At 71.7% G+C, this 22385-nt stretch carries 21 protein-coding genes; 8 read left to right on the top strand and 13 right to left on the bottom strand.

Annotated elements, in window-relative coordinates:
- Positions 1–34: 34 nt before the first annotated feature.
- Positions 35–568, top strand: a complete 534-nt coding sequence (locus JHW41_RS21750; RefSeq protein ID WP_057946140.1) for a GrpB family protein — start codon at positions 35–37, stop codon at positions 566–568.
- Between the two features lie 39 nt (positions 569–607).
- On the opposite strand, the gene JHW41_RS21745 is transcribed toward JHW41_RS21750, so the two are convergent.
- On the bottom strand, positions 608–1033 hold the full coding sequence (locus tag JHW41_RS21745; RefSeq protein ID WP_057946141.1) for a hypothetical protein: 426 nt from the start codon (positions 1031–1033) through the stop codon (positions 608–610).
- An 8-nt stretch (positions 1034–1041) separates the two neighbouring features.
- Entirely contained in the window at positions 1042–1437 is a 396-nt protein-coding gene (locus JHW41_RS21740) for a hypothetical protein (protein ID WP_250446965.1), read from the bottom strand.
- Between the two features lie 320 nt (positions 1438–1757).
- On the opposite strand from JHW41_RS21740, the gene JHW41_RS21735 reads away from it, so the two are divergent.
- Together JHW41_RS21735 and JHW41_RS21730 are read left to right on the top strand one after the other, a co-directional pair.
- Positions 1758–2231: a hypothetical protein gene (locus JHW41_RS21735; protein WP_250446962.1), complete on the top strand. Its 474-nt coding sequence runs from the start codon at positions 1758–1760 to the stop codon at positions 2229–2231.
- Between the two features lie 130 nt (positions 2232–2361).
- Positions 2362–3549: a hypothetical protein gene (locus JHW41_RS21730; protein WP_250446959.1), complete on the top strand. Its 1188-nt coding sequence runs from the start codon at positions 2362–2364 to the stop codon at positions 3547–3549.
- Positions 3550–3642: 93 nt separating this feature from the next.
- Here JHW41_RS21730 and JHW41_RS21725 read toward each other — a convergent pair whose 3' ends face one another.
- The 11 genes from JHW41_RS21725 to JHW41_RS21675 form a co-directional block, all read right to left on the bottom strand.
- Positions 3643–4572, bottom strand: coding sequence for a lysylphosphatidylglycerol synthase domain-containing protein (locus JHW41_RS21725; RefSeq protein ID WP_250446956.1), 930 nt, complete (start codon positions 4570–4572; stop codon positions 3643–3645).
- Complete coding sequence (locus tag JHW41_RS21720) at positions 4559–5758, bottom strand: glycosyltransferase family 4 protein (RefSeq protein ID WP_250446937.1); 1200 nt, start codon at positions 5756–5758, stop codon at positions 4559–4561. Before JHW41_RS21720 ends, JHW41_RS21725 begins: the two co-directional genes overlap by 14 nt.
- A gap of 5 nt (positions 5759–5763) precedes the next feature.
- A complete protein-coding gene (locus tag JHW41_RS21715; RefSeq protein WP_250446934.1) occupies positions 5764–6816 on the bottom strand; it encodes a glycosyltransferase family 2 protein in 1053 nt (350 codons plus the stop codon).
- Positions 6817–6913: 97 nt separating this feature from the next.
- Positions 6914–8977 carry a hypothetical protein gene (locus JHW41_RS21710; protein ID WP_250446931.1) on the bottom strand — a complete coding sequence of 688 codons (2064 nt, stop codon included), beginning with the start codon at positions 8975–8977 and terminating at the stop codon, positions 6914–6916.
- A 313-nt stretch (positions 8978–9290) separates the two neighbouring features.
- A complete protein-coding gene (locus tag JHW41_RS21705; protein ID WP_250446928.1) occupies positions 9291–9629 on the bottom strand; it encodes a sensor histidine kinase in 339 nt (112 codons plus the stop codon).
- 70 nt (positions 9630–9699) lie between these two features.
- Complete coding sequence (locus JHW41_RS21700) at positions 9700–10092, bottom strand: hypothetical protein (RefSeq protein ID WP_198944632.1); 393 nt, start codon at positions 10090–10092, stop codon at positions 9700–9702.
- Between the two features lie 33 nt (positions 10093–10125).
- Complete coding sequence (locus JHW41_RS21695; RefSeq protein WP_250446924.1) at positions 10126–13359, bottom strand: winged helix-turn-helix domain-containing protein; 3234 nt, start codon at positions 13357–13359, stop codon at positions 10126–10128.
- A gap of 285 nt (positions 13360–13644) precedes the next feature.
- Positions 13645–13968, bottom strand: a complete 324-nt coding sequence (locus JHW41_RS21690) for a hypothetical protein (RefSeq protein WP_250446885.1) — start codon at positions 13966–13968, stop codon at positions 13645–13647.
- A gap of 1 nt (position 13969) precedes the next feature.
- Positions 13970–14767, bottom strand: coding sequence for an ETX/MTX2 family pore-forming toxin (locus JHW41_RS21685; protein ID WP_158229880.1), 798 nt, complete (start codon positions 14765–14767; stop codon positions 13970–13972).
- Positions 14768–14973: 206 nt separating this feature from the next.
- The gene (locus tag JHW41_RS21680; RefSeq protein WP_250446882.1) at positions 14974–16224 is read right to left on the bottom strand and encodes an MFS transporter; all 1251 of its coding nucleotides are present in this window, start codon (positions 16222–16224) and stop codon (positions 14974–14976) included.
- Positions 16221–16679 (bottom strand): hypothetical protein, encoded by a 459-nt coding sequence (locus JHW41_RS21675; RefSeq protein ID WP_250446879.1) that lies wholly within the window; start codon positions 16677–16679, stop codon positions 16221–16223. Before JHW41_RS21675 ends, JHW41_RS21680 begins: the two co-directional genes overlap by 4 nt.
- 17 nt (positions 16680–16696) lie before the next feature.
- Here JHW41_RS21675 and JHW41_RS21670 point away from each other — a divergent pair, with 17 nt between their 5' ends.
- The 5 genes from JHW41_RS21670 (at position 16697) to JHW41_RS21650 (ending at position 22117) form a co-directional block, all read left to right on the top strand.
- Positions 16697–17341 (top strand): hypothetical protein, encoded by a 645-nt coding sequence (locus JHW41_RS21670; RefSeq protein ID WP_078997732.1) that lies wholly within the window; start codon positions 16697–16699, stop codon positions 17339–17341.
- Entirely contained in the window at positions 17313–18662 is a 1350-nt protein-coding gene (locus JHW41_RS21665; RefSeq protein ID WP_250446876.1) for an XVIPCD domain-containing protein, read from the top strand. Before JHW41_RS21670 ends, JHW41_RS21665 begins: the two co-directional genes overlap by 29 nt.
- A 614-nt stretch (positions 18663–19276) precedes the next feature.
- A complete protein-coding gene (locus JHW41_RS21660; protein ID WP_082644286.1) occupies positions 19277–20083 on the top strand; it encodes a TetR/AcrR family transcriptional regulator in 807 nt (268 codons plus the stop codon).
- Between the two features lie 225 nt (positions 20084–20308).
- The gene (locus tag JHW41_RS21655) at positions 20309–20881 is read left to right on the top strand and encodes an RNA polymerase sigma factor (protein WP_057946152.1); all 573 of its coding nucleotides are present in this window, start codon (positions 20309–20311) and stop codon (positions 20879–20881) included.
- 141 nt (positions 20882–21022) lie between these two features.
- On the top strand, positions 21023–22117 hold the full coding sequence (locus JHW41_RS21650; RefSeq protein ID WP_250446873.1) for a FecR family protein: 1095 nt from the start codon (positions 21023–21025) through the stop codon (positions 22115–22117).
- Positions 22118–22385 lie beyond the last annotated feature (268 nt).

Genomic DNA, 22385 nt, shown 5'->3' with positions numbered 1-22385 from the left:
AATCGTCGCTCCACCGCCGCGCAGGAGCGCGCCCATGCCGCCGCCGATCCGGGTCGAACTGGTCCCGCACGACCCGCGCTGGGCGCAGGCCGCGCGCGAGCGCGCGCTGGCGCTGGCGGCGGCGATCGGGCCGACGCTGGTCGACGTGCATCACATCGGTTCGACCGCGATCGCCGGCATCCGCGCCAAGCCGGTGCTCGACCTGATGCCGGTGGTGCGCGCGCTGGATGCGCTGGATGCGCGCCGCGGCGAGGTCGAGGCGCTGGGATACCGCTGGTGGGGCGAGTACGGCCTGCCGGGACGGCGCTACTGCACGTTGAGCGACGCCGCCGGCGAGCGGCGCCTGGTGCAGGCGCATTGCTATGAGGCCGGGTCGGCCGAAGCCGAACGCCATCTGGCGTTCCGCGACTACCTGCGCGCGCACGCCGAGGTCGCCGCCGAGTACGACGCGGTCAAATCGCGCTGCCTCGCATGCCATCGCGAGGATTCGCACGCTTACAGCGATTGCAAGCACGAGTGGATACAGCGCGCGCAGGCGCAGGCGTTGCGCTGGCGCGCCGGCCGCTGACGGCGCGCCGGTCAGCCCGGGCGCGCGCCGAAGTCGCGCTTACTTCAACGGCGCCAGGCCGGCCGCGGTGTACAGCTCGTTCTGCGCCTTCTTCGCCATCGAGCGCGGCACCTTGACCAGGAAGCCGTCGCCGGACAGGCCGACGTCGCCTTGCACCACCAGGCCGTTGACGCGCACGTAGCTCTTGAACGACCAGCGGCCGTCGTTGCGGTCGATCTCCAGGAACATCGGCGCGGTCAGGAAGCCGGTGCCTTTCTGGTAGACGCGCAGGCCGCCTTCGCTGCGCTTGAGCGCGTAGCCGTTGCGGCCGGCCCAACCCTGGGCGAGCGCGTAGACGTCCTGTTCGGAATCGAACTGGACGTAGTCGAACTGGTGTTTGCCGTTCTTGGCGACCAGGGCCATGACGGCGAGGAAACCCAGGCCGCAGAGGCCGCCGAAGATGCCCATGACGATGATGGAAAGCATGTCTGTCCTTAGATCGGGCGGACGCCGAAGCCGGCGTGCGTGCCGTGTTGCGCCGCGCGGATGGCGGCGGGGGGAAGCCGGCGTACGCGGGGCGGCCGGGCGCGGGATGCTAGCAAGGTGGCGAGATCGCCGCAATCTCGGCGCTTGTTGGGATTCGATCCGACGCCGGTCGCATCGTCGATCGTCGCGTTGCGGCCATGGATGCTCGCGCGGCGGCGGCATCGCGCCTGGCGATGCGCATCGATGCGCGAATGGCTATCGCGCAACACGCGGTCGGCGAAGGCCGGCGACATCGCGCGGTCCGACGATGCCTCGCATGCGCTTCGGTGCCGGCACGGACGCGCGATGCGTTCGTCCAGCGCATCAAACAATTCCCAACGCAAACCAAGCGCGTTCGCGGACATCGACGGGAATCGATTATTCGAGGCGTTTTTCGCTGGATTTTCCGCTTCGCTCACCTTCGCTCACGGTCGATTGCATCGGACTAACGAGCCCGCGCGAACGTCTGCCCACTTCCGATGAGTTGCGGGTTGCAGTAAGCGAATCCCTGGGTTTTTCGCGGCCGCTTTGTCGCCCCTTGTCACGTTATTGACGGTTAGGAAGCGATACAAAGCTTGAAAATACCGAGGCGAACATCTGCGATGATCGCCACGTCGAAGCGGGTTCCAACGCGCGCCGACGACGTCATCCGAGCGAGAAATCGACAAACAGAACAGGGGGATTCATGGCCGCGTCTTCGCGCCTTCCCGTGGCGCTGCTGGGCAGCGCCGTCTTGATCCTCGGCGTGCTGATCTGGAAACCGTGGAGCGCGCCGCGCGACCCGGCGCCGTCCGCGGCCGGCACCGCGAGCGCCGACGCGCTCGGCGCAGCGCCGCGATCGGCGCAGCCGCTGGGCGAAGCGCCGCAACTCAGCGGGCCGCAGCGCCAGGCCGCGCTGGCCGAGACCGTGCGCAGCGCCGCGCCGCAGGCGCAGCCGCCGCAAAGCTACAAGGGCCCCGACGGAAAACAGCACGAGATCGTCTACAACCAGGGTCTGGCGCTGTCGCCGGGCGCGCGCGAGGAACTCAAGCGCCAGCGCCTGCAGCAGATGCGCGACCAGCCCGAGGCGATTTCCAAGATCTACGGCATCGGCAGGGACGAGATCGCCGCCGTCCTCGCCGGCACGCAACCTTTCCCCGACCGGCTGATCGACCAGTAGCGCCGGCCGCCGCGCAGCAAAAGCAACGCATCGTGCGTTGTCCCGGTTCCGGCCCCCAGCGAAACGGGCCGGAGCGTACGCCCATGGGCGCGCGCCCAGGGCCTTGATATGGACGAGAGAGGACTCTGCTATGAAAGCCCGTCGTATGTACTGCCTGTTGGCCGCGGCGTTGCTGAGCGGCAATGCCCTGGCGCAAAGCGCCGATGGCTACGGCACCATCCTGCGCCTTCCGCTGGTGGTGAACAGCTCCACCTACTCCTCCACGATCTTCGTGCGCAACGCCGGAACCGCGACGGCGAGCGTCAAGGTCACCTACTACGGCGCGCCCGGCACTCCGTTCGCCGGCGAGCGTCCTTGCACCACCCTCAGCGTCGCGCCCAACGCGGTGGCGTCGGGCACCCTGGCCGACCTGTGCGCGGTGCCGGCGGACGCGGCCAGCAACTACGGCCAGATCGCCCTGGTCGAGCAGAGCGCGGCCAACATCCCGGTCACGGCCTATAGCCGCATCCAGTCCTTCGCCGGCGTCGGCTTCTCGGTGGAAGGCTTCAAGATCGGCTCGCTCGGCAGCGGCGCCAACGACTCGATCGTCACCGGCCTGCGCCGGCAGGCGGCCGCGCCGGGCTACCAGAGCAACTGCTTCGTCGCGTCGATCAACGAGCCGGTGCAGGTGACCTGGCAGCTGCGCGACGCCTCGGGCTCGCAGTTGGGCAACCAGCAGGTGACCAACCTCAGCGCCAACGAAACCGTGCGCATCCTCGACGTGTTCACCGCGGCCGGCGCGCCGGCCGGCGACTACAGCAACGTGCAGGCGACCTTCCGCGGCACCACGCCGACCGCCAACCCGGCGTTCGCGGCGTACTGCACCACGCAGGAGAACGCGACCTTCGACGGCGACTTCCGCATCGCCAAGACCGCCGATCCGCAGGACGACCGTTCCAAGAAGATCGGCACCTCCAGCTCCAGCGCGCTGGGCACCTTGCTCGGCCTGCTCAGCGGCCAGGACCGTTTCGGCCTGTACCTGCAGGCGCCGGACTACGTCAGCTGCCGCCTCGACGGCACCGGCGCGCCGCAGCTGGAAATGCGCCTGGAGGACCCGCAGGGCAACGTCATCGCCGGCGGCAACAACATCAGTTCGTTCCAGAAGGTCTACCTGGGCGAGCGCAGCACCCACAACAACGGGGTCAACGGGCTGTACGTGCTCAAGGTCGAGTCGCGCAACCTGCTGTCGTTGATGATCAACTACGGCGTGACCTGCGAGACCGGCAACGGCGCCAACCCGCCGTTGTTCATCGGCCACGCGATCGCCGAGGAGTTCTGATCGCGGCATAGCGGCGCGCAGCGCCGGCGATGCCAGAGCCGCGTCCGCGCAAGCGGGCGCGGCTTTTCGTTGCGCGTCGCATCGTCGCGGCGTTCAGCGCCGGCGCAGCGCGCCCAGGGCGAAGCTGGCGGCGGCGAAGGCCGCTTCGCCGGCGGTGATCGCCAGGCGCCAGGCCAGCGCCAGCATCGCCGCGTTGCCGGCGCCGACCAGCGGCGCCAGGCACCAGAACAGGCCGGCCTCGCGCACGCCGAGCCCGGCCGGCACCAACACCGCCAGCACGCCGGCCAGGCCGGCCAGGCACAGCGCGGCCGAGGACCGCGCCAGGTCGAGTTCCAGGCCGAAGCCGCGCACCAACACGGCGAAGGCCGCGCACATCGCCGCGTAGGCCAGCCATTGCAGCAGCCACACCCGCGCCAGCACCGCGCGCGCGGGCAGGCCTTCGTTCCAGCCGGCCAGCGCCGCCGGCAGCCGCGCGGCCACGACGGCGGGCACGCGCCGCCACAGCGCGGCCGCGCTGACCGCGACGGCGAAGGCGAGCAGGGCGAACTGGAGCGCGAGACCGGCGCGCGGCGACAGCGCGGCCGGCGCCGCCAGCGCGGCGATCGCCGCGCCGATGCCCAGCGACAGCAACTGTTCGCGCACGAACAACACGAAGGTCAGCGCAGCGCGGCGTTCGCCGGCGTACAACGCGCTGCGCGCCACGCCTTGCCAGATCTTGCCGGGCAGGTACTTGGCCGGCAGGCTCTGGCCCCAGCGCAGCAGATCGGCATACGCCTGCGCGCGCACCCAGCGGCCGTGCGCGAACAAATGCCAGGCCAGGCCGAAGGCGACCTGCATCGCCAGGCACAGCGCCAGCGCCAGGGCGATGTCGGCCGCGTCCAGGCGTTGCCACAGCGGCTGCCACTGCGCGCGCCGCACCCAGGCTTGCTGCGCGACCAAGGCCAGCGCGGCCAGGCCGAGCAGCCAGCCGGCGGCGCGGCCGCCGCGGCGCCATCCGCCGGACGCCGGCTCAGGCGAACGCATCGAGCCGTTCGGCGTAGCGTTGCGCCATGTCGCGCCAAGTGCAGTGCGCGGCGGCATGCGCGCGCGCGGCGCGGCCGCGCTCGCGCAGCGCGGCGCGATCGGCGAGCAGTTCGAGGATCGCCGCGGACCACAGGGCCGGGTCGGCCCGCTCCGGCAGCAGCCGGCCCAGCGCCGGATCGGCGAGCGCGTCGCGCAGGCCCTCCAGGTCGGCGGCGAGCACGTAGCGCCCGCTCATCGCCGCTTCCAGCGCGACCAGGCCGAAACCTTCCGGGTCGCCGGGCACGCGCCGGTTCGGCATCAGCGCCAGGTCGCAGGCGTCGAGCCGGCGCGCCTTTTCGGCGTCGTCGACCTCGCCCCACAGCCGCACCCGCGCGTGCAAGCCTTCGCGTTCGATCGCGCGTTCGATCGCGGCGCGGTCGGGGCCTTCGCCGACGATGTCCAGGACGATCCCGCGCGGGTCCGCGCGCAGCTTCGGCATCACGTGTTCGACGAACCACAGCGCGCCCTTGCGCCGCACCAGCCGGCCCAGGATCAGCAGGCGCGGCTCGGCCGCCGGCGGCACCCGCGGCGACGGCGCCGTCGCGGCCACGCCGGGATGGACCAGCGCGCAGCGCGCCGGATCGACGCCGCCCTCGCCGAGCCGGTCGCGGACGTAGCGGCTGATGCAGAAATAGACGTCGCAGCGGTTCCAGAAGAACCGCCGCAGATAGGCGCGGTAGCCGCGGTGCGGCCAATCGATGTCGAGCCCGTGCACCACCACTGCCACCGGCACGCCGGCCCAGCGCGCCGGCAGCGCCAGCGCCGCCAGCACCGGATCGCCGAGCAACAGCACCCGCACGCGCCCGCGCAGCAGGCCGACGAGCAGGCGCGCCAGCGCCCACGGCAGGAACAGCGGCAGGCCCCACTGGCCGCGGCCCCACCGCACCAGGGTCAGCGGCCGCAGCGCCGACAGTTCGCCGGCGATGCGCGCGCTGAGCTGCTGCATGCCGCCGCGCGAGGGCGGGAACTTGCGGGTGAGGTACCAGATCGAGCGCGCGTCGGTGGCGTGCGCGCTGCGGTCGGGAAACGGATCGCGCGCGTGCGCGCCGTTCGAATGCGAGTCGCCCGCCTGCGCGTCGCTGCGGTCCGCGCGCTCGGGTTGCGCGTCCTTGCGATGTCCACTCCCGTCGCGCGCGTCCCGGGCCATCGGACTCAAGCCGGCGGCCGCCATTCCGCGCGGCGGCGGCTCTGCTGCTGTTCCTCCAGCAGGCGCCGGTTGACCACCATCTGGTTGGCCAGCAGGCCCACCGCCGCGCCGACCGTGCCGACCACGATCAACAGCGCCGACAGGATCAGCGACTGCACGTGGCCGTCGCCGTCGCCCTGGGCGAAGGCGTAGAGGAAGCGCGCGCCGATCAGCGCGCCCAGGCTCATGCACAGGCCCGAGGGCACCAGGAAGAACTCCAGCGGGCGGTAGGTCAGGAACGAACGCACGATGGTCAGCATCGAGCGGCCGAGGTACTGCGGCACGCTGCGGATCAGCCGCGACGGCCGGGTCGGCGGGTTCACCCCGACCGGCATGCCTTCCACGCGCAGGCCCGACTGGCCGGCCTGGATCAGCGTTTCCAGGGTGTAGGTGTAGCTCGAATACACGTTCAGGCGCATCGCCGCATCGCGGCTGTAAGCGCGGAAGCCGCTGGTGGCGTCGTCCACGCGCACGCTGGCGGCGGCGCGCACGACCGCGCTGCCGAGCCGCTGCAGGCGCTTCTTCCACCACGGGAAATGGGCGATGCGCTCGATCGGGCGGCAGCCCACCACGATGTCGGCGCGGCCGGCGAGCACGCGCGCGACCAACTCGGGGATCGCCGCGGCGTCGTACTGGTTGTCGCCGTCGACATTGACGATGACGTCGGCGCCGCGCCGGCAGGCCGCTTCCAGGCCGGCGCAGAACGCGCGCGCCAGGCCGCGGTTGTGCGGCAGGCGCAGCACCGCGTGGGCGCCGTGGGCGATGGCGACGTCGGCGGTGTCGTCGCTGGAGCCGTCGTCGATCACCAGCCATTCGACCTCGTCCACGCCGGGCAGGCGCCGCGGCAGCGCGGCCAGGGTCGCCGGCAGTTGTTCGGCCTCGTCGCGGCAGGGCAGCTGGATCACCACCTTGATCGGCTTGCGCGCATAGCGCGCGTCGCGCGCGGGCACGGCGTTGGGGCGCAACGGCCCGCCGGCGAAGACGGGCCCCTCGGCGCGGAGCGACCTGCGTGCGTTCATCGGGCGGTCTCCTCAGGGATGCGGCGGTCGGCCGCCGCAAGCGTTCGTTCGTGGATCCGGCGAGGCAGCGTCGGTACGGTTCGCATCGCGGCGGGCCTCAGCGCGCGATCCGGGTGACGCGCCATAGGCCGGCTTCCTGATAGGTGCCGTGCGCGAGCGGCTCCACAGAAGTAACGCGACGCAGCCGCCGCAGCGGCAAATCCGCGACCGCGACCGCGCCTGCGACGGCGATCGGCTGGACCGTGGGGTGGTGCACCACCCAGCACTCGCCGTGGGTCGGGCAGAATCGCGCCGGATCGTTCCAGGTCTCCGGCGGCGGCTGCACGGCCGGCACGCCGAAGCCGTTGAGCAGGGCGCTGGCCAGTTGCGGCTGGCCCAGCACGTAGCTGCGGCGGTCGCTCGGCAGCTGCGCGGCGATGGCGCCGATCTGCGCGAGCATGCCCGCGTCCTCGCGCAGGCGCAGGGTGTCGCGCTGCTGCCACAGCAGATGGCCGCCGAGCGCCAGCGCCAGCGCCGCCGCCAGCGCCTGGGCGCCGGTTCGCGACAGACGCCGGCCCAAGCCGGCGGCGGCGAACGCGGCCAGCACGATGACGGCCGGGAACACCGCCGGCAGCCAGCGCCGCGCGGCCCAGATATGGTCGGGCGATACCATCGGCCGCCACAGGTAGACCACGGTCGGCACCAGCAGGAACGCCAGGACCCAGGCCCGCGCCGGGCTCAGCCGGCGCGCCAGCATCGCGCGCACTGCCAGCGCCGCGCCGAGGCCGGCGGCCAGCACCACCGGCCACGACAGATACGCGGCGACGTTGCTCAGGCTGGCTTCGCGATAGTCGCGCTGGCCGTTCAACTGCGGCACCAGCCTGGATTCGATCAGCGCGTACGGCGGCAGGTGCGGGCGGATCCACAGCGCATAGACGAACAGCGCCGCGACCGCCGCCGCCGCCGGCCACGCCAGGCGCGCCGCCGCGGCTTCGCCCAGGCGCAAGGCCGACGCGCGCGCGGCCACGCGCGCGGCGAACGCGCACAGCACCGTCGCCACCGCCGCGGCCACCACCAGTTCGGACAGGCCGATCAGGTACGGCTGCACGCACGCCAGGAAATAGCCCATCGCCAACGCGGCGACCAGATAGCAGCCCAGCGCGGTTTCGCCCAGCGCCGCCGCCGCGCGCGGTTGCCGGGCGTCGCGGCCGAGCGCGGCGGCGGCAAGCGCGGCGGCGGCCGCGGCCAGGGCGAACACGATCGCGTCGATGCGCACGAAGCAGCCCATTGCGATCAGCGCGCCGGCGAGCAGGCCGAGCCGGCGCGAACGCCGGGCCGCGCCGAGGCTGGCGGCGTACAGGCCGGTGGCGAGGAACCACGCGCACAGGGGTTCGCTGAGCGAGTTGCGCGACACCCACACTTGCGCGGGCTGCAGCGCGAACACCGCCAGCGCCGGCACCGCCCAGGCGCGCGCGCCGGCCGGAAGCAGGCGCCGCGCCAGCACGAAGAAGGCGACGCAGTTGAGCGCGCCGATCAGCGCGTTGAAGCGGAAGATGCCCTGCGGGCCGAGCGGCGCGGCGAGCATCGCCATCCACACCGGCGTCGCGGCGGAGAACTGGAACGTCCAGCGCGCGCCGGTGGGATACAGGCCGGGCAGCTCCGGGGCCTTGCCCTGGGCGATGGCTTCGATGCCCGGATCGCCGGCGATGCCGATCGCGGCCAGGTCGATCGCCGAGCCGCCGCTGCGCAGCAGGTGCAGGGCGTGCTGGGCGTAGAGGCCTTCGTCGCGTTCGCCGAGCAGGCTTTCCTTGGGATACATCGCATACAAGAAGAACGCGGCGACGACGATCGCGGCCGCGGCGGACGCGGCGCGGCCGTGCCGGCGCGCGTGCAGGCGCAACCACGCCAGCGCCGGGCCGATGCGCGTCCACGCGCGCTCGCGCCAGCACCACGCGGCGAGCACGGCCCAGCCGGCCAGGCCGATCGCGGCCGGGACGAACGCGCCGGCCCAGGCCAACGCCATCAGCAACAACGTCGCCACCGCGCTGCCGGTGGCGAGCGCGAGCAGGGGATGGAAGCGAAGACGATGGGCGGACCCGCCGACGACGGCCAACGCGCTCGCGCCCAGGGGATAGATCGCAGGCCACACGCCGAGCGACGCCAGTGCCTTCAGATATTCCATCGAATGCCCTCGCTAGGGTTTCGAGTCTACTGAGCGCGTTTTTTATGTACTGCGCATTGGGTCATTCTTACATGCGATTTTTCCGCGGTTCGCGCGCGCGGAAAAAAATTTGCGGCGCGCTTGCCGGTGCGGGCGTGGCGCAAAACGCAATGCGAAATCGATGGCGGACACGCTTTGTCGCGGAGCGATGCGAAGTTGCGACGCAGTTGGCGCCCGCATGCGGCGCGAGCGTGAGCGAAGGTGAGTGAGCAAGCGTGAGCGAAGAAGAGCGAGCAAGAGCGAGCAAGAGCGAGCGAAGAAGAGCGAGGACGGATCAGCCGCGCGCGGCGGGCGCACTGGCGGCGGGCAGGGCGACGCTGACCCGCAGGCCGCTGGGATGCTGCGATGCGGCCAGCGTGAGCGCGCCGCCATGCAGCGCGGCGATCTCGCGCGCGATCGCCAGGCCCAGGCCGCTGCCCTGCGAATCGGCCTTGCTGCCGCGCACGAACCGTTCGACCACGCGTTCGCGCTCGGACTCGGCGATGCCGGGGCCGTCGTCGGCGACCGCGAAACGCACTGCCGCGCCGTCGCGCCGCGCTTCGACCTCGATGCGGCCGCCGGGCGGGGTGCAGCGGATCGCGTTGTCGATCGGATTGGCCAGCAGCTCGTGCAACAACCGGCGGTCGGCGTGCAGCGGCGGCAGGTCGGGGTCGATGCCGACCTGCGTCGCGCGGCCGGTCCGATCACTCCGGCACGTTGAGCACCTGCGGATCGCAGATGACCATTTCCGGTCCGGATCGGGCGATCGGGGTGTTGTCGCGCACGACGAACGCCAGGTTGAGCAGTTCGCGCGCGATGCAGTGGTTGACGATGGTGACGCAGCTGTCTTCGCATTCCCGAGGGATCTGCAGTTGTCCGGCCGAGGCGCTGCCGACCACGTAGTCCAGCACCAATCCGGGCGAACAGGTCTCGCTGAGCTTGTAGTGCAGATAAGTCGGCTCGCGGATCAGCACGATGTTCGGGCGGAAGCTGAAGAAGTAGCGGCCGCCGCCGGTGTTGCCGCCGCCTTCGACGCGTACGACGGTCAGCTCGATGGGGCGGGTCGGGTACAGCGGAGTCTGCGCGGTGGCGTTCATGGCTGGTCCTTGCGTTGGGTGGAGGAGAGACGTTCAGCGCGCGGCCGCGACGGCCTCGCGCGCGGCGGACAAGGCATCGAGGCGACGCCGCGCATCGGCGGTCTCGCGATCGTCGCCGGCCGGATCGCCGAGCCAGCGCGCGGCTTCGGCGAGGGCGAGGTCGGCGCCAGCGGGGTCGTCGCTGCGCGCGATCTGCGCGCGCAGCATCCGCAACTGCGCGCGCAGCACCCGGTCCTTCTGCGCCAGCGGCGCGGTTGGGTCGGCGGTCGCGCCGGCCAGGGTTTCGGCCGCGGCCAGGGGCGCGCGCGCGGCCTTCGCGCCGGCGTCGGCGAACTCCAGGCGCGCGCGGGCCAGCGCCGCGCGCAGGCGCAGGCGCGGCAGGTCCTGCACGCTGGCGTCCGCGGCCAGCAACGCTTGCAGCGCGTCGTCGGCGAACTCCAGGTGCGCGCGCGCCGCGGCGCCGCGGCCGTCGTGCAGTTCCAGTTCCGCCGCGGACAGGCGGCAGGCCAGCCGGTCGCGGGTCCAGTCGCTGCGCTCGGGCTGCTCGCCGCCGATGCGGTCGAGCAAGGCTGCGGCGGCTTCGAGTTCGGCGCGCGCGTCCGGCGTGCGTTGCAGGCTGGCGAGGATCTGGCCGTCGCTGCTGCGCAGGATCGCCTCGCGGTGCATCCATTCCGCGTCCAGCGGCGCCTGCCGGCGGACCTGGGCGATGGTCGCGATGGCCTGGGCGTAGCGCCGCTGTGCCTCGTCCAGGCGGCCGAGCCGGTCGAGGGTGCGCGCGCTCCAGGACAGGCTGTCGGCGAGGTCGGCGCGCAGGCGCAGGTCGTCGGGCTCGAACCGCAGCGCGCGCCGCTTGTACTGCTCGGAGCGCTCGAACAGCGCGAGCGCCTCGGCATGGCGTTCGCGCTTGCGGCTCAGCGTGCCGAGCGTATTGAGCGCGTAGGAGGTCTCGATCCAGGCGCGGGCGCGATCGGGTTCCAGCGCGGCGGCGCGTTCGGCGACGCGGCGGTAGCGCTGCCAGTGCGATTGCGCGGTGTCGTAGTCGGCGCGCAGGAACGCCAGGTAGCCGGACCAGTAGCTGGCTTCGCCGAGATTGAGCAGCATCTCGGCCGAGGCGGGGCTGTCCTCGACCAGGCCGGCGGCCAGCGCCAGCGATTCGGTCAGCGCGGCGCGCGCGTCGTCGGGCGCGCCGCGGGCGACGCGGATCTTGCCGATCTGGCGCAACACCCGCGAACGGTTGAGGCGGGTGTCGCGGCTTTGCTGTCCCGGCGCGCGCAGGTCTTCGAGGATGCGCTGGGCGGCGCCGTCGAGCAGGTCGAGCCGCCCGAGCCGTTCCAGGCGTTCGGTGAGGTCGCCGAGCATGTACTCCACCAGTCCTTGCGCGCGGGCGCGTTCCTGGTCGGCCTGCAGGCGCGCGCGATGGGCGAGCAATCCGCCGGCGGCGGCGACCGCGGCCAGCGCGCAGACGCTGCCGACCGCCGCGCGCCGCAGCCAGGTCAGGCGGGTTTCGCGGCGGACGGAATGCTCGATCAGCGTGGTCGCCGCCGGATCGAGCAGGTCGGGACGGCGGCGCGCCAGGTCCCGGGCCTCGTCGAGGCGGCGGCCGCGCGGCAGCAGCAGGTCGCGGCGGCGGCCTTCGGACTGCCACCGCGCCGCCGACTCGGCCAAGCGCGCGCGCAGGCGCAGGCCGTCGCGGCTTTCCTCCAGCCACGCCGCCGCGCGCGGCCACGCGCGCAGCAGGGCTTCGTGGGCGACGATCACCGCCGGCCGCGTGTCCTGCACCGTGTCCACCAGCAGGCGATGGCGGACCAGCGCTTCGATCAGTTCGCGTTCGTGCGGGTCGGCGAAGGACTCCATCGCCGCAGGGAGGCAACCCAGGCGTTCGCCGCTGGACGAGAGCCGGACCAGCCGCGCCAGCACCCGCGGCAGGCTGCGCTGCGCGGCCGCGGGCACCTCGGCCACCGCGCGTTCGGCGTGCTGGCGCAGCGCGCCGTCGAGCCCGTCGATGTCGCGATACGCGGCGAACGTCAGCCGCCCGCCCTGTTCGCGCCGCTGGTACAGCTGTTGCAGCGTGTGCTGCAGCAGCGGCAGGCATTGCGGCTGCGCGACTGCGGCATCGCGCAGGACGTCGTCGAGGCGTCCGTCGTCGCCGCTTTCGAAGCTCAGCGCGGCGATCTGCGCCGGGCGGCGGATCATCTCGGCGATCTCGGCCGCGCTCGGCGGCGCGAGGTCGACGTGGCCGTCGGGGTGCTTCAGCGCCAACAGGCCGGGGACCTCGGTCAGCGCCGGATAGGCGCTGCTGCGGCAGGCGGCGAGCACCGCGACGCGGCCGCAGCGCGCCAACGCGGCGAGCGTGCGCACGGTATGCGCTTGCTCCGCGGCGTCGTCGCCCTCGGCGAAGAAGTCTTCCAACTGATCGACGATCAGCGCCAGCACCGCATGCTCCGGGGCGCCGGCGCGGACCGCGGCGGCGTCCAGGCGCGCGCGCAGCTGCGTCGCCGCGGCCTCCGGCGAACGCGCCAGCGATTCCAGCCATTCGGCTTGGCTCGCGCCCGGCAGCAACGCCGGCGCCATGTCGCGGGTCAGCGCCTGGGCCAGCGCGGCATGGAAGGAGATCGCGCCGGGACCGCGCCCCGGGACCTGCGCGACCGCCAGGGTCGCCAGCGCATGCGTGCCCGGCGGCGCCAGCCGCGGCGCCGCGCCGGCGCGCAGCAGCGAAGTCTTGCCGCTGCCGCTGGCGCCGACCAGCAGCGCGAACGCGGTGCGGCTGCGCCATTGGGCTTCCAACGCGCGCAAGGTCGAGGCGATCGCCGCGTCGCGGCCGAAGAACACACCGGCATCGTGCGCACCGAAGGCATCGAGCCCGCGGAACGGCGAACCGTGCGGCCAGCCCGGCGCCGCAGGCGCCGCGGCGCCGCGATAGCCCGAAGGCAACACGACCGGCGCGATCAGGCGGTAGCCGCGCTTGCGGATGGTCTCGATGTAGCGCGGCGCCCCGGCCTGGTCGCCGAAGGCCTTGCGCAGGTGGGCGACGACCTTGTGCACCGGATTGTCGCCGACGCCGATGTTGGGCCAGCACTCGGCGAGCAGGCGCTCGGCCGGAACCACCTCGCCGGCGTGGTAGGCGAGGAACTCCAGCGCCTCCATCGTGCGCGGTTCCAGCGCGACGCGTTCCTCGCCGCGGACGATGGCGTTGTGTTTCGGATAGACGATCCAGTCGCCGATCCGGAAATGCTCCGGGGCCGGATGGGACGGTTCGGGCGTGATCACGTCGGCGTCCGTTGCCTCGGCTGCGTGCTGCGCGATGATCGTGGGCCGCCGGGGCGCGGATGCGCGGCGGCGATCGGTTCGCGGCGATGGTAGTGCAGCGCCTGCCGGCGCTTTGCGGGCCGCCGGCACAGTCGGCGCGGAGTTTGCGGCGAAAGTTTGCATACGCGACCGGAATCACAGGAAAGGTGACGTTGCGGGTCATGCGCGCGGACGCGCCGGCGTCGGCGCGTCCGCGTGCGGGTAGCCAGGGGCGGACGGCGCCGGCGACGCCGTCCGCGTTGCGGATCAGAGCGGGTGGCAGACGCCGTTGGCGCCATGCCAGCTCTCGCCGCCTTTCTGTTGGCAGGCCATGCCCGACTGGCCGCCGAGCACGCGTCCGCGGCAGGTCTTGCCGAGGCAGCATTGCTGGGTCTTGGACTTGACGTTGCAGTTGCCGCCGACGCGCGGCAGGCCCTTGCCGGCGTCGGCCGCGGTGGCGGGCGACGCCGCGGCGGGCGCGGCTTGCGGCGCCGAAGGCGACGCCGCGGGCGACTGCGCGTAGGCCGGGGCGGCCAGCGCCGCGGCGGCGGACAGGACGACGACGAGCAGGACGGTCTGGAGGCGTTTCATGTCAGGCGGCCTCCGGCATGGCGATCGGCGGATCGAGGCCGTCGTGGAGCCGCGTCTCGATCCGGCCCGAAGGGTCGCGGGTCTTCTCGCGCAGGTAGGTGTCGATGACGCCGACGCCGTGGAACTTCACCGGCACCCGGACTTCGACGTTGCCGCCGATCACCGTGATGTCGTTGCGCGCATTGAACTGGCGGGCAAGGTCGGCGACCGGGACGAACCAGAAGTAGTGCCCGTTCCAGCGGTTGTTCAGGCCGATGGCGATGCGGCCGCTCATCACCCCGCGCAGGTCGGCGACGGCGGTCGCGGTGGTCTGGTTCAGGACCATCTCCATGGTCGCGACCGTGTGCGGCTCCAGTTCGAAGTTGCGGGTCAGGGACCAGCTGTTGGTGCGCTGCTTCTGCTGGCTCTGGGTCGTCGACACCGACAGGTCCAGGGTCAGGCTGGCGTCGGCGCTGAACAGGTCCGGCACGCCGACCGAGACCGAGGTGGTCTGCGACACTCCGACGGTCTCGGTCACGCTCCATTCGAACGAATCGGTCTCGTCGTAGGTGTGGCTGAAGGTGATGTCGCTGCGGGTGTCGAACGGGCCGTACTCGGCGCTGTAGACCGAGACGGCCTTGGTGCTCTTGGACTGGATCGCGTAGTCGCCGAGGCTCCAGTCCAGGTTCACGCCGTAGCGGTCGGCGTACTTGCGGAAGATCGGATTGGTGCCGTCCCAGTCGTAGTTGTTGGCGCCGCCGCGCTCGCCGGCCCATTGCCGGGCCCAGCCTTCGAGAAAGTCGATCATGTTCACGTCCACGGTTCGTTCTCCTGTCAGCGATGGACTCCCGCCGCCGGGCATTGCCGTAGCGGCCGGAGCGCCAGGAGTTCCTGGCCGGTCCATTCCGGGCGCAAGCGCGCAGGCTCGCCTTCCGGAAACATTCCCGACCGCCGCAAGCGCCGCCGGCGCGCGTGCACGAACCTTCCGCCAAGCTTCCGACGCGCGAAATCGCCCCTCGACGGCGATCAATACTGCGAGGCGTGCCGCAGTTCGCCGCCGCCGCCGCGCTGGCGCGGCGCGCGCGGAAACGCCAGCGCGATCGCCGCGGCCGCCAGCCCGACCAGCATCGAGCCGATGTACAGCCAGGTGTAGCTGCCGTAGCGGTCGTACAGCCAGCCGCCGGCCACCGGGCCCAGCGCCATGCCCAGGCTCGACAGCAGGCTGGCCGCGCCGAGCACGCCGCCGAGGATGCGCGGGTCGAACGCGTCGCGCGCGAGCGAGGCGTACAGCGGCATGGTCCCGCCGTAGGCCAGGCCGAACACCAGCGCCACCGCGTAGAAACCGTCGAGCTGGTTCACCGCGAGGTAGCCGGCCGCGGCGACCGCCTGCACCAGCAGGCCGGCGACCAGGATCGGCTTGGCCCCGTAGCGGTCGGCCAGCGCGCCGAACAGCAGGCGCCCGCCGAGCCCGGCGGCGCCTTCCATGCTGTAGATGGTGACCGCCGCGGTCACCGGCAGGCCGCAGCCGATGGCGTAGCTGACGGTGTGGAAGATCGGTCCCGAGTGCGCGGCGCAGCAGGCGAAGAACGCCAGCCCCAGCACGATGAAGGGGCGCGAGCGCAGCGCCTGCGCCATCGTCGCCGGCGGCGCGCCGACCGCGGCCTGCGCCGGCGCCGGCGCCGCGGCGTGGGCGGCCGGCGCGGCGCGCACGAACCACGCCGCCGGCAGGGTCAGCGCCCAGGCCAGCGCGCCGACGATCAGCAGCGTGGTGCGCCAGTCGTATTGGCTGATCAGCCACGCCACCAGCGGCGACAGCGTCATCGGCGCCACCCCGACCCCGGCGGAGACCAGCGAGATCGCCAGGTTGCGTCGCCGCTCGAACGCCGCCGCGGTGGCCGCGATCACCGGCGCGAAGAACGCCGCCGCGGCCGCGCCGAGCAGCACGCCGTAGGCGAGCTGGAACTGCAGCAGGCTGCCGGCGCGGCTGGCCAGCACGCAGGCCAGGCCGAGCAGCAGCGAACCGGCCAGCGCCACCGCGCGCGGGCCGATGCGGTCGCTGAGCAGGCCCCAGCCGAACCCGGCCACGCCCATGCTGAGGAAGGCCAGGGTCATCGCCGCCGACAGGCCGGCGCGCGACCATCCCGTCGCCGCGCCCATCGGCTCCAGCAGCACCGCCAGCGCGAACACCGCGCCGATGGCGACGCAGCCGAGCACCGCGCCGGCGGCGACCAGCGCCCAGTTGCGGTCGAGCGCGGGGGGAGATGCGGGGAGGTTCATCGGCGGGATCCGGTGGGGGCTTGCCTATGCGACGAACGGAGCGGGGCGGGATCGACAAGCGATCCTTGCGATGCGGCGGACAGCACGGCCCGGTTCGTGGCTCCGCGCAACGTCGCCGGACCGGCCGCGATCTCGTTCTTACGCGGCTTGCCTGTCGTTTCCTGTCCGGCATCGCCGCGAACGCGCCAGTGGGAAATCGCCTGATTGCGACGTCGGAAAAATCCTACCCAATCGCGCAGGCACTTTTTCGGCGCGATCTTCGCTGTTCGCGACGCACCTGGAAAATCGCGGCGCCTGCGCGAAGGAATGCGGACGAGCGTGAATAAGAGTTTCGCATTGCGGCGCGCGACGAATCGGCCGGAATGGAAATTTTCCGCATCGACACGCAGGCGTCGGCGGCGCGACACTGTCGGCCCGGCTCGCATCGCCGCGATGGCCGGACATTCGAACGACACCGTAAGGAACCGCTGCGATGAAAACCGCAATCCTGCTGGCTGGCCTGACCGTCGTCGCGGCGACCGCCCTGGGCCTGTCCGCCTGCTCGAACGCGGTGAAGGACCCCAAGTACGAACGCAATCCGGATCCGAAGCGGAAGTATGTGGTGACGGCGAAGGTGGACGGGGCGCCTGGGCCGTTTCGGGATGCGGTGGCGGGCGTGCAGTACAGGATCGGCCCGGACCGGGCTTGCATGCCTCCCGCCGAACCGATTTCCGGAACGTTTCCCACGCAGTCCCGTGCTCAGGTGGAAGCCAAGGTCCGGAAGGAGTCGGGGTCCGAGTTCGAATTCGATGTCTATCTCGACGCGATGCTGGCTAAGGACTATTTCGGCCGGGGGGTGTGCAACTGGCAAGTCGAAATCGCCAGCCTGTCGCTTCGCCCGACGGGCGCGGAAAGCGAACGGAAGTTCGATGTGTCCTTCAGCGGATCAGCTCTCGAGGCAGGCCGGCCTCTGGTGCTTTACGCCCGTCGCGAGATGTACGCAGTGCCCTTCGAAGACTCCTACGACGCCTTCGAAACGGCGATTGAAAAAGAACACGCGCAAGCGCGATACGGAAGCGATCCGTCGAAATTTTTCACCATCACGTTGAGTGCCAGGGAATCAGGCCATGACTATTAGAAGTTTGCACTACGCTGAACTGAGCGAAGCCGCCTATACGCTCCCGGATATGATGCAGGATGGGACGCGGAAAGTGCTGATAAACGATGCGACATACAAGCTGCTGGAGGTCGCCGAGAACAAATCCTCGGGATACCAGGGCGCTGTTTTCCAAAAGGAAGATAGCGGCGAGATCGTCGTCGCCCACCGCGGAACCGAGTTCAAGGACGAGTTCATCGACGACGTCCTGCGCGCGGATGGCGGCATGGTCGCGACGCGGGCGAACCAGCAGACCAAGGACGCCTCGGCCCTGACCGAGCGCGCGATGGAGATCGCGCGAAAGCAGGGCGTCCCGGTCACGGTCACCGGCCACTCCCTCGGCGGCTGCCTCGCCCAGATCACCGCAGCCAAGTACGGACTGCACGGCGAGACCTTCAACGCCTACGGTGCGGCCAGCCTCAACCAACGCATCCCCGAAGGCGGCCGCGACGTGGTCAATCACGTCATGGCGGCCGACTTCGTCAGCTCCGCCAGCCATCATTACGGCGAGGTCAAGGTCTACGCGAGCCGGCACGACATCGCGACGCTGTCGGGCGCCGGTTACGGCAACAACGAGCGCGCCCTGGACCGGGGCAATCTGCCGGCCGCCATCGCGGTCGGCGCGATCTCGCACAGCCTGCACAACTTTCGCGACACCGACGGCGTCAAGGCGGACCTGTCGGTGCTGCGCGACCCCGAAACCCAGGTCAACGCGCATCGCTTCGAGGCGATGATCGGAAAATTCCGCGACGACGTCTGGGCCATGCGCGAAGGCGCGTCCATCGGCGGCGCGATCCTGCGCGGGCCGATCGGCGTCGCCGGGGAGATCGGCCGCCGGCTTCCGGAAAAGCCCGCGGAGAGTCCGTTCAAGGACGCCCACGGCGCGCTGCCGGCGGGCGATGCGCGGCCGTTCGATCCGCGCCATCCCGATCATCCCGGCCATTCGATGCATGGCACGGTGCAGGCGGGCGTCGAACGGATCTACGCGCAGCACGGACGGCCTTACGGCGAGGACGGCGAGCGGGCCGCCGCAGCGCTGTTCGTCGATGCGCGGCTGAAGGGGCTCGATCAGGTCGACCATGTCGTCGCCGGCCGCGGCGACGGCGCCGGCATCGACGTGTTCGCGGTACAGGGAGGGCTGACCGATCCGGCGCACAAGCGCGCCCAGGTCAATACCGAGACGGCGGCGCAGGTTCCGGTCGAGACCTCCTTCGGCCAGCTCGCCCAGGCCGAGCAGAAGGCGGCCGCGCAGGAACCGGCGCAGCAGGAGCAGTTCCGCGCCCAGGCCGCGCGCACCGCCTGAGCCGCCGTCGTCGCCTGTCGCGGCGCGACCCGCACGCGACTCGAACCCAAACACCCGCACGGCGGCCGGCGACCGCGTGCGCAGCGGCGGCTGGGAACTCGAAGCGCTGAGCCTGGAGCGGCACCGGGTCGGGCGGGTGCGGTTGGCGCCGGCGTGAGCGCGCGATGGCGCGCGCGTCGTCGCGGTCGCGTCGGTGCCCGAGGCGGGGACGGGGTCGCGCATTACGGTGGAGCCGCCCGGCTTGGCGGGTCGGCGCGCCGCCGCGAAGCGTCTGCGGCGTAATCGAACCCGGCACGACAGGTTCGCCGAAATTTTCCGACGCCGGTCACATCCGCGCGCCGGGGCGCGGCGAGGGCGGCCGCGCCCGTCCTGCGCGCGGATAAGCACAGGCGTTCGCGCCGCCGTCCATTCCGCTGTCGAATCAATCTGTTATCGGGCACCGTCGCGGATGGCGCGGCGCCGGCCGCGCATTCATCCGACCGGCATATTGCGTTGCAGCGTGCACAGGGTAAATTCGCCTGCTTAGGCTAACAGCCGTTTCAATTCCGGTATTCAATCCGCGAGTTGGAGCAAACCTTCGAGTCGCCAGGCGGAGCCGTGTTGGGACATCGGCCGTGAACAATCCCCGAGCCAACTCGAGCGATACCCGCCGGCGCCTGCTCGAGGCGGCCGAAGCGTTGTTCATCCGCCACGGCTACGAAGGCATGCTGCTGCGCCAGATCACCAGCGAGGCCAAGGTCAACCTGGCCGCGGTGAACTACCACTTCGGCAGCAAGGAAGCCTTGGTCCAGGAGCTGCTGTCCTCGCGCCTGGACCGGCTCAACGCGGAACGCCTGCAGCTGCTTTCCCTGTGCGAGGAGCGCTTCGGCGCGGCCACGCTGGACGCGCCCACCGTGCTGGGCATCCTGTTCGTGCCGGCGGTGCGGCTCAGCCGCGACAGCGCCGGCGGCATTTCCTTCATGCGCCTGCTGGGGCGCGTCTACAGCGATCCTTCGCCGTTCGTGCGCGGCTTCCTGTACGAGCATTACCAGCCTATCTACGAACGCTTCTTCGAAGCCTTCGCGCGCGCGCTGCCCCACCAGTCGCGCAACGAGCTGGGCACCCGCCTGCACTTCGCCCTGAAGGCGTTGTCGGGCGTGCTGGCCGGCGAAAACATGGACGAGTTGATCGCGGCGATCTGCGTCGGCGAGGCGGTCAGCGATTCGCTGATGCTGGGCCGGCTGGTCGCCTTCGTCTCGCCGCTGCTGACCACGCCGTTCGACAATCTGGCCCAGGTGCGCCAGGTCGAGCAGGTGATGGGCCTGGCGCCGGCGGCGGCGCAGGCGGCCGATGCGACGTTGCGCGCCGACGGCGAGCCGGCCGCGGGGCGCAAGCCGCGCGGGATCCTGCCGCTGTGGGCGGAAAAGGTGGTGGGGGTGTGAGGACGCGTTCCGCAGCACCGTCGGGGGGCGCCGCGTCGCGGCCGCGGCCGCGGCCCGTCTAGGGCCGCGACCGGGGCCGCGAACGCGCGGCGCGGGCAAGTGCGCCATCGGAACCGTCGTCCGCGGCTGCGGGCGCGGCGCCCGTTCGGGCGTCGCCGCGCGGCCGTCGGCGCCGGCGCCATTCCATTGGGTACGGGTTGCATAGGGCATGGGAAGGACACAGCAATGACCGATCCGGCGTCATGGCCGCACGAGTCCGCGTCGCTCGCCGAATACGGCGAGGACGGCGCCAGCCAGTGGAACAACGTCTCGTTGCGCTACCGCCTGCCCCTGCGCGGCTTCTTCTCCAAGCGGGTCAAGGACGCGGCCGAGGTCGAGGACCTGACCCAGGAGGTGTTCCTGCACCTGATCCGGCGCGCCCGCGGCGGGCCGATCGAGCACGTCGAGCAGTACGTGTTCCAGGTCGCCGCCAACACCCTGCGCGACTGGGGCCGGCGCCGCCGGGCCCGCAACCAGGACGCGCACGAGTCCTTCGACGTCGAAGTGCACGATCCGGCTACGGATATTTCGCCCGAGCGCGTCTTACTGGGTAAGGAGCAGGTGCAACTGGTGGCCCAGGTGCTGCGGGCGCTGCCCGAACGCACCCGCGACGTGTTCGTGCTGCGGGTCATGGAGAAGAAGAAATACGCGGAAATCGCGGCGATGATGGCCATCTCCGTGCGCGCGGCCGAGAAGCACATGGCCAAGGCGCTGGCGCAGTTGGGAGGCATCGTCGATGGAATGGGAGTACAGGACTGAAGGGTCCGCGACGCCCGCGAGGGCGGGCGCAACCTGTGCGTCCGAACGCGTTCGGCCTGAGCGGGCCGTCACGGATCGGAACATCGGCGGCGCGGCGGTACCCGCGTGCGTCGGCCGGAGCTTGCTGAGAGGTCACACCCGATGAAATGCAAAATCGCGCTGGTGCGGGACGGGTCGGCGGAACCCGGGTCGCGGAGCATCGACGAGGACGCGGCGCGCTGGAGCGAGATCCTGCGCGAGCGCGACGACCCGACGATGCGCGAAGCGTTCCAGGCCTGGCAGGCGCAGTCGCCCGGCCATGCCGAGGCTTACGCGCGCGCCGAGGCGGCGCGGCGGCTGGCTGATCTGCTCGCCGACGAGCCCGAACTGCAGTCCCTGCGCAGCGAGACCCTGGGCCGGGTCGCGCGCCAGGGCCAGGCGCGGCGCGCGAGCCGGCGCAACTGGGCGATGGCCGCTTCGCTGACTGTCGCCGGCCTGCTCGGCGCGCTCGGGCTGAACCTGGGCGACTCCTGGCGGATGGTCGGCGACGCGCGCGACGCGCTGGCCGGCAACGTCTACCGCACCGGCGTCGGCCAGCGCGAGCGCTTCACCCTCGCCGACGGTTCGGTGATCACCCTCAATACCGACAGCCGGGTCAGCACCCATTACCGCGACGGCCTGCGCGCGGTGACGCTGGAACGCGGCCAGGCGCTGTTCAAGGTCGCCAAGGACCGCAGCCGCCCGTTCGTGGTCAGCGCCGGCGGCCGCCAGGTCACCGCGCTGGGCACCGAGTTCGACGTCTACCTGTCGCCGCGCGCGTTCGAAGTGACCTTGCTCGAAGGCCGGGTCACCGTGACCCGCACCGTCAAGCCCGCGGTGGTGGCCAGCGCTCGTCCGACCGCCGCCGCGACGGCGGCACTGGCCGAGCTGCGCCCGGGCGAGCAGTTCGTCGCCCTGGCCAAGGCCGCGCCGCAGGTGCGCGCGGCCGACGTGCGCCGGGTGGTGAGTTGGCGCAACGGCCAGATCGTGTTCGAGAACGAGCGCCTGGGCGACGCGGTGGCCGAGATCAACCGCTATTCGCAGCGCAAGATCGTGCTCGCCGACGCCACGCTCGCCTCGCTCAAGATCAGCGGCGCGTTCAACACCGGCGACACCGGCACTTTCGTCGAAGCGCTGACCGACTACTTCCCGATCGAGCGCGACACGCTCGACAACGACGACATCGTGCTCAAGCCGCGCGCGCCGCTGCGCGGCTGAGGCGCGCGGCGCCGCAGCGGCGCCGCGCCGTCGCCCATCCTCTGGCCTGCCTGTCTGTCCGCGCGCGCTACGTGCGCGCCGCGCCGACGCGTGGGCGCGCGCGATCGTCGCGGCGCGCGACGGTGTTGCGGCGCAAAACAAAACTCGTCGGTACAACAAGATGCGCGATGCAATTAATTCGCGTCGCGAGGTTCGGGTTTGCCGCGGGCGCGCGTCTGTACCTAGGTAACCAGGCAGCGGGCACACGCGGCCGGCCCACCGAACGAGG

The organism is Lysobacter enzymogenes (assembly GCF_023617245.1).
Lineage (GTDB): Bacteria > Pseudomonadota > Gammaproteobacteria > Xanthomonadales > Xanthomonadaceae > Lysobacter > Lysobacter yananisis.
The sequence above is the reverse complement of the archived record's forward strand: the minus strand, read 5'-3'. Positions and strand labels throughout refer to the sequence as shown.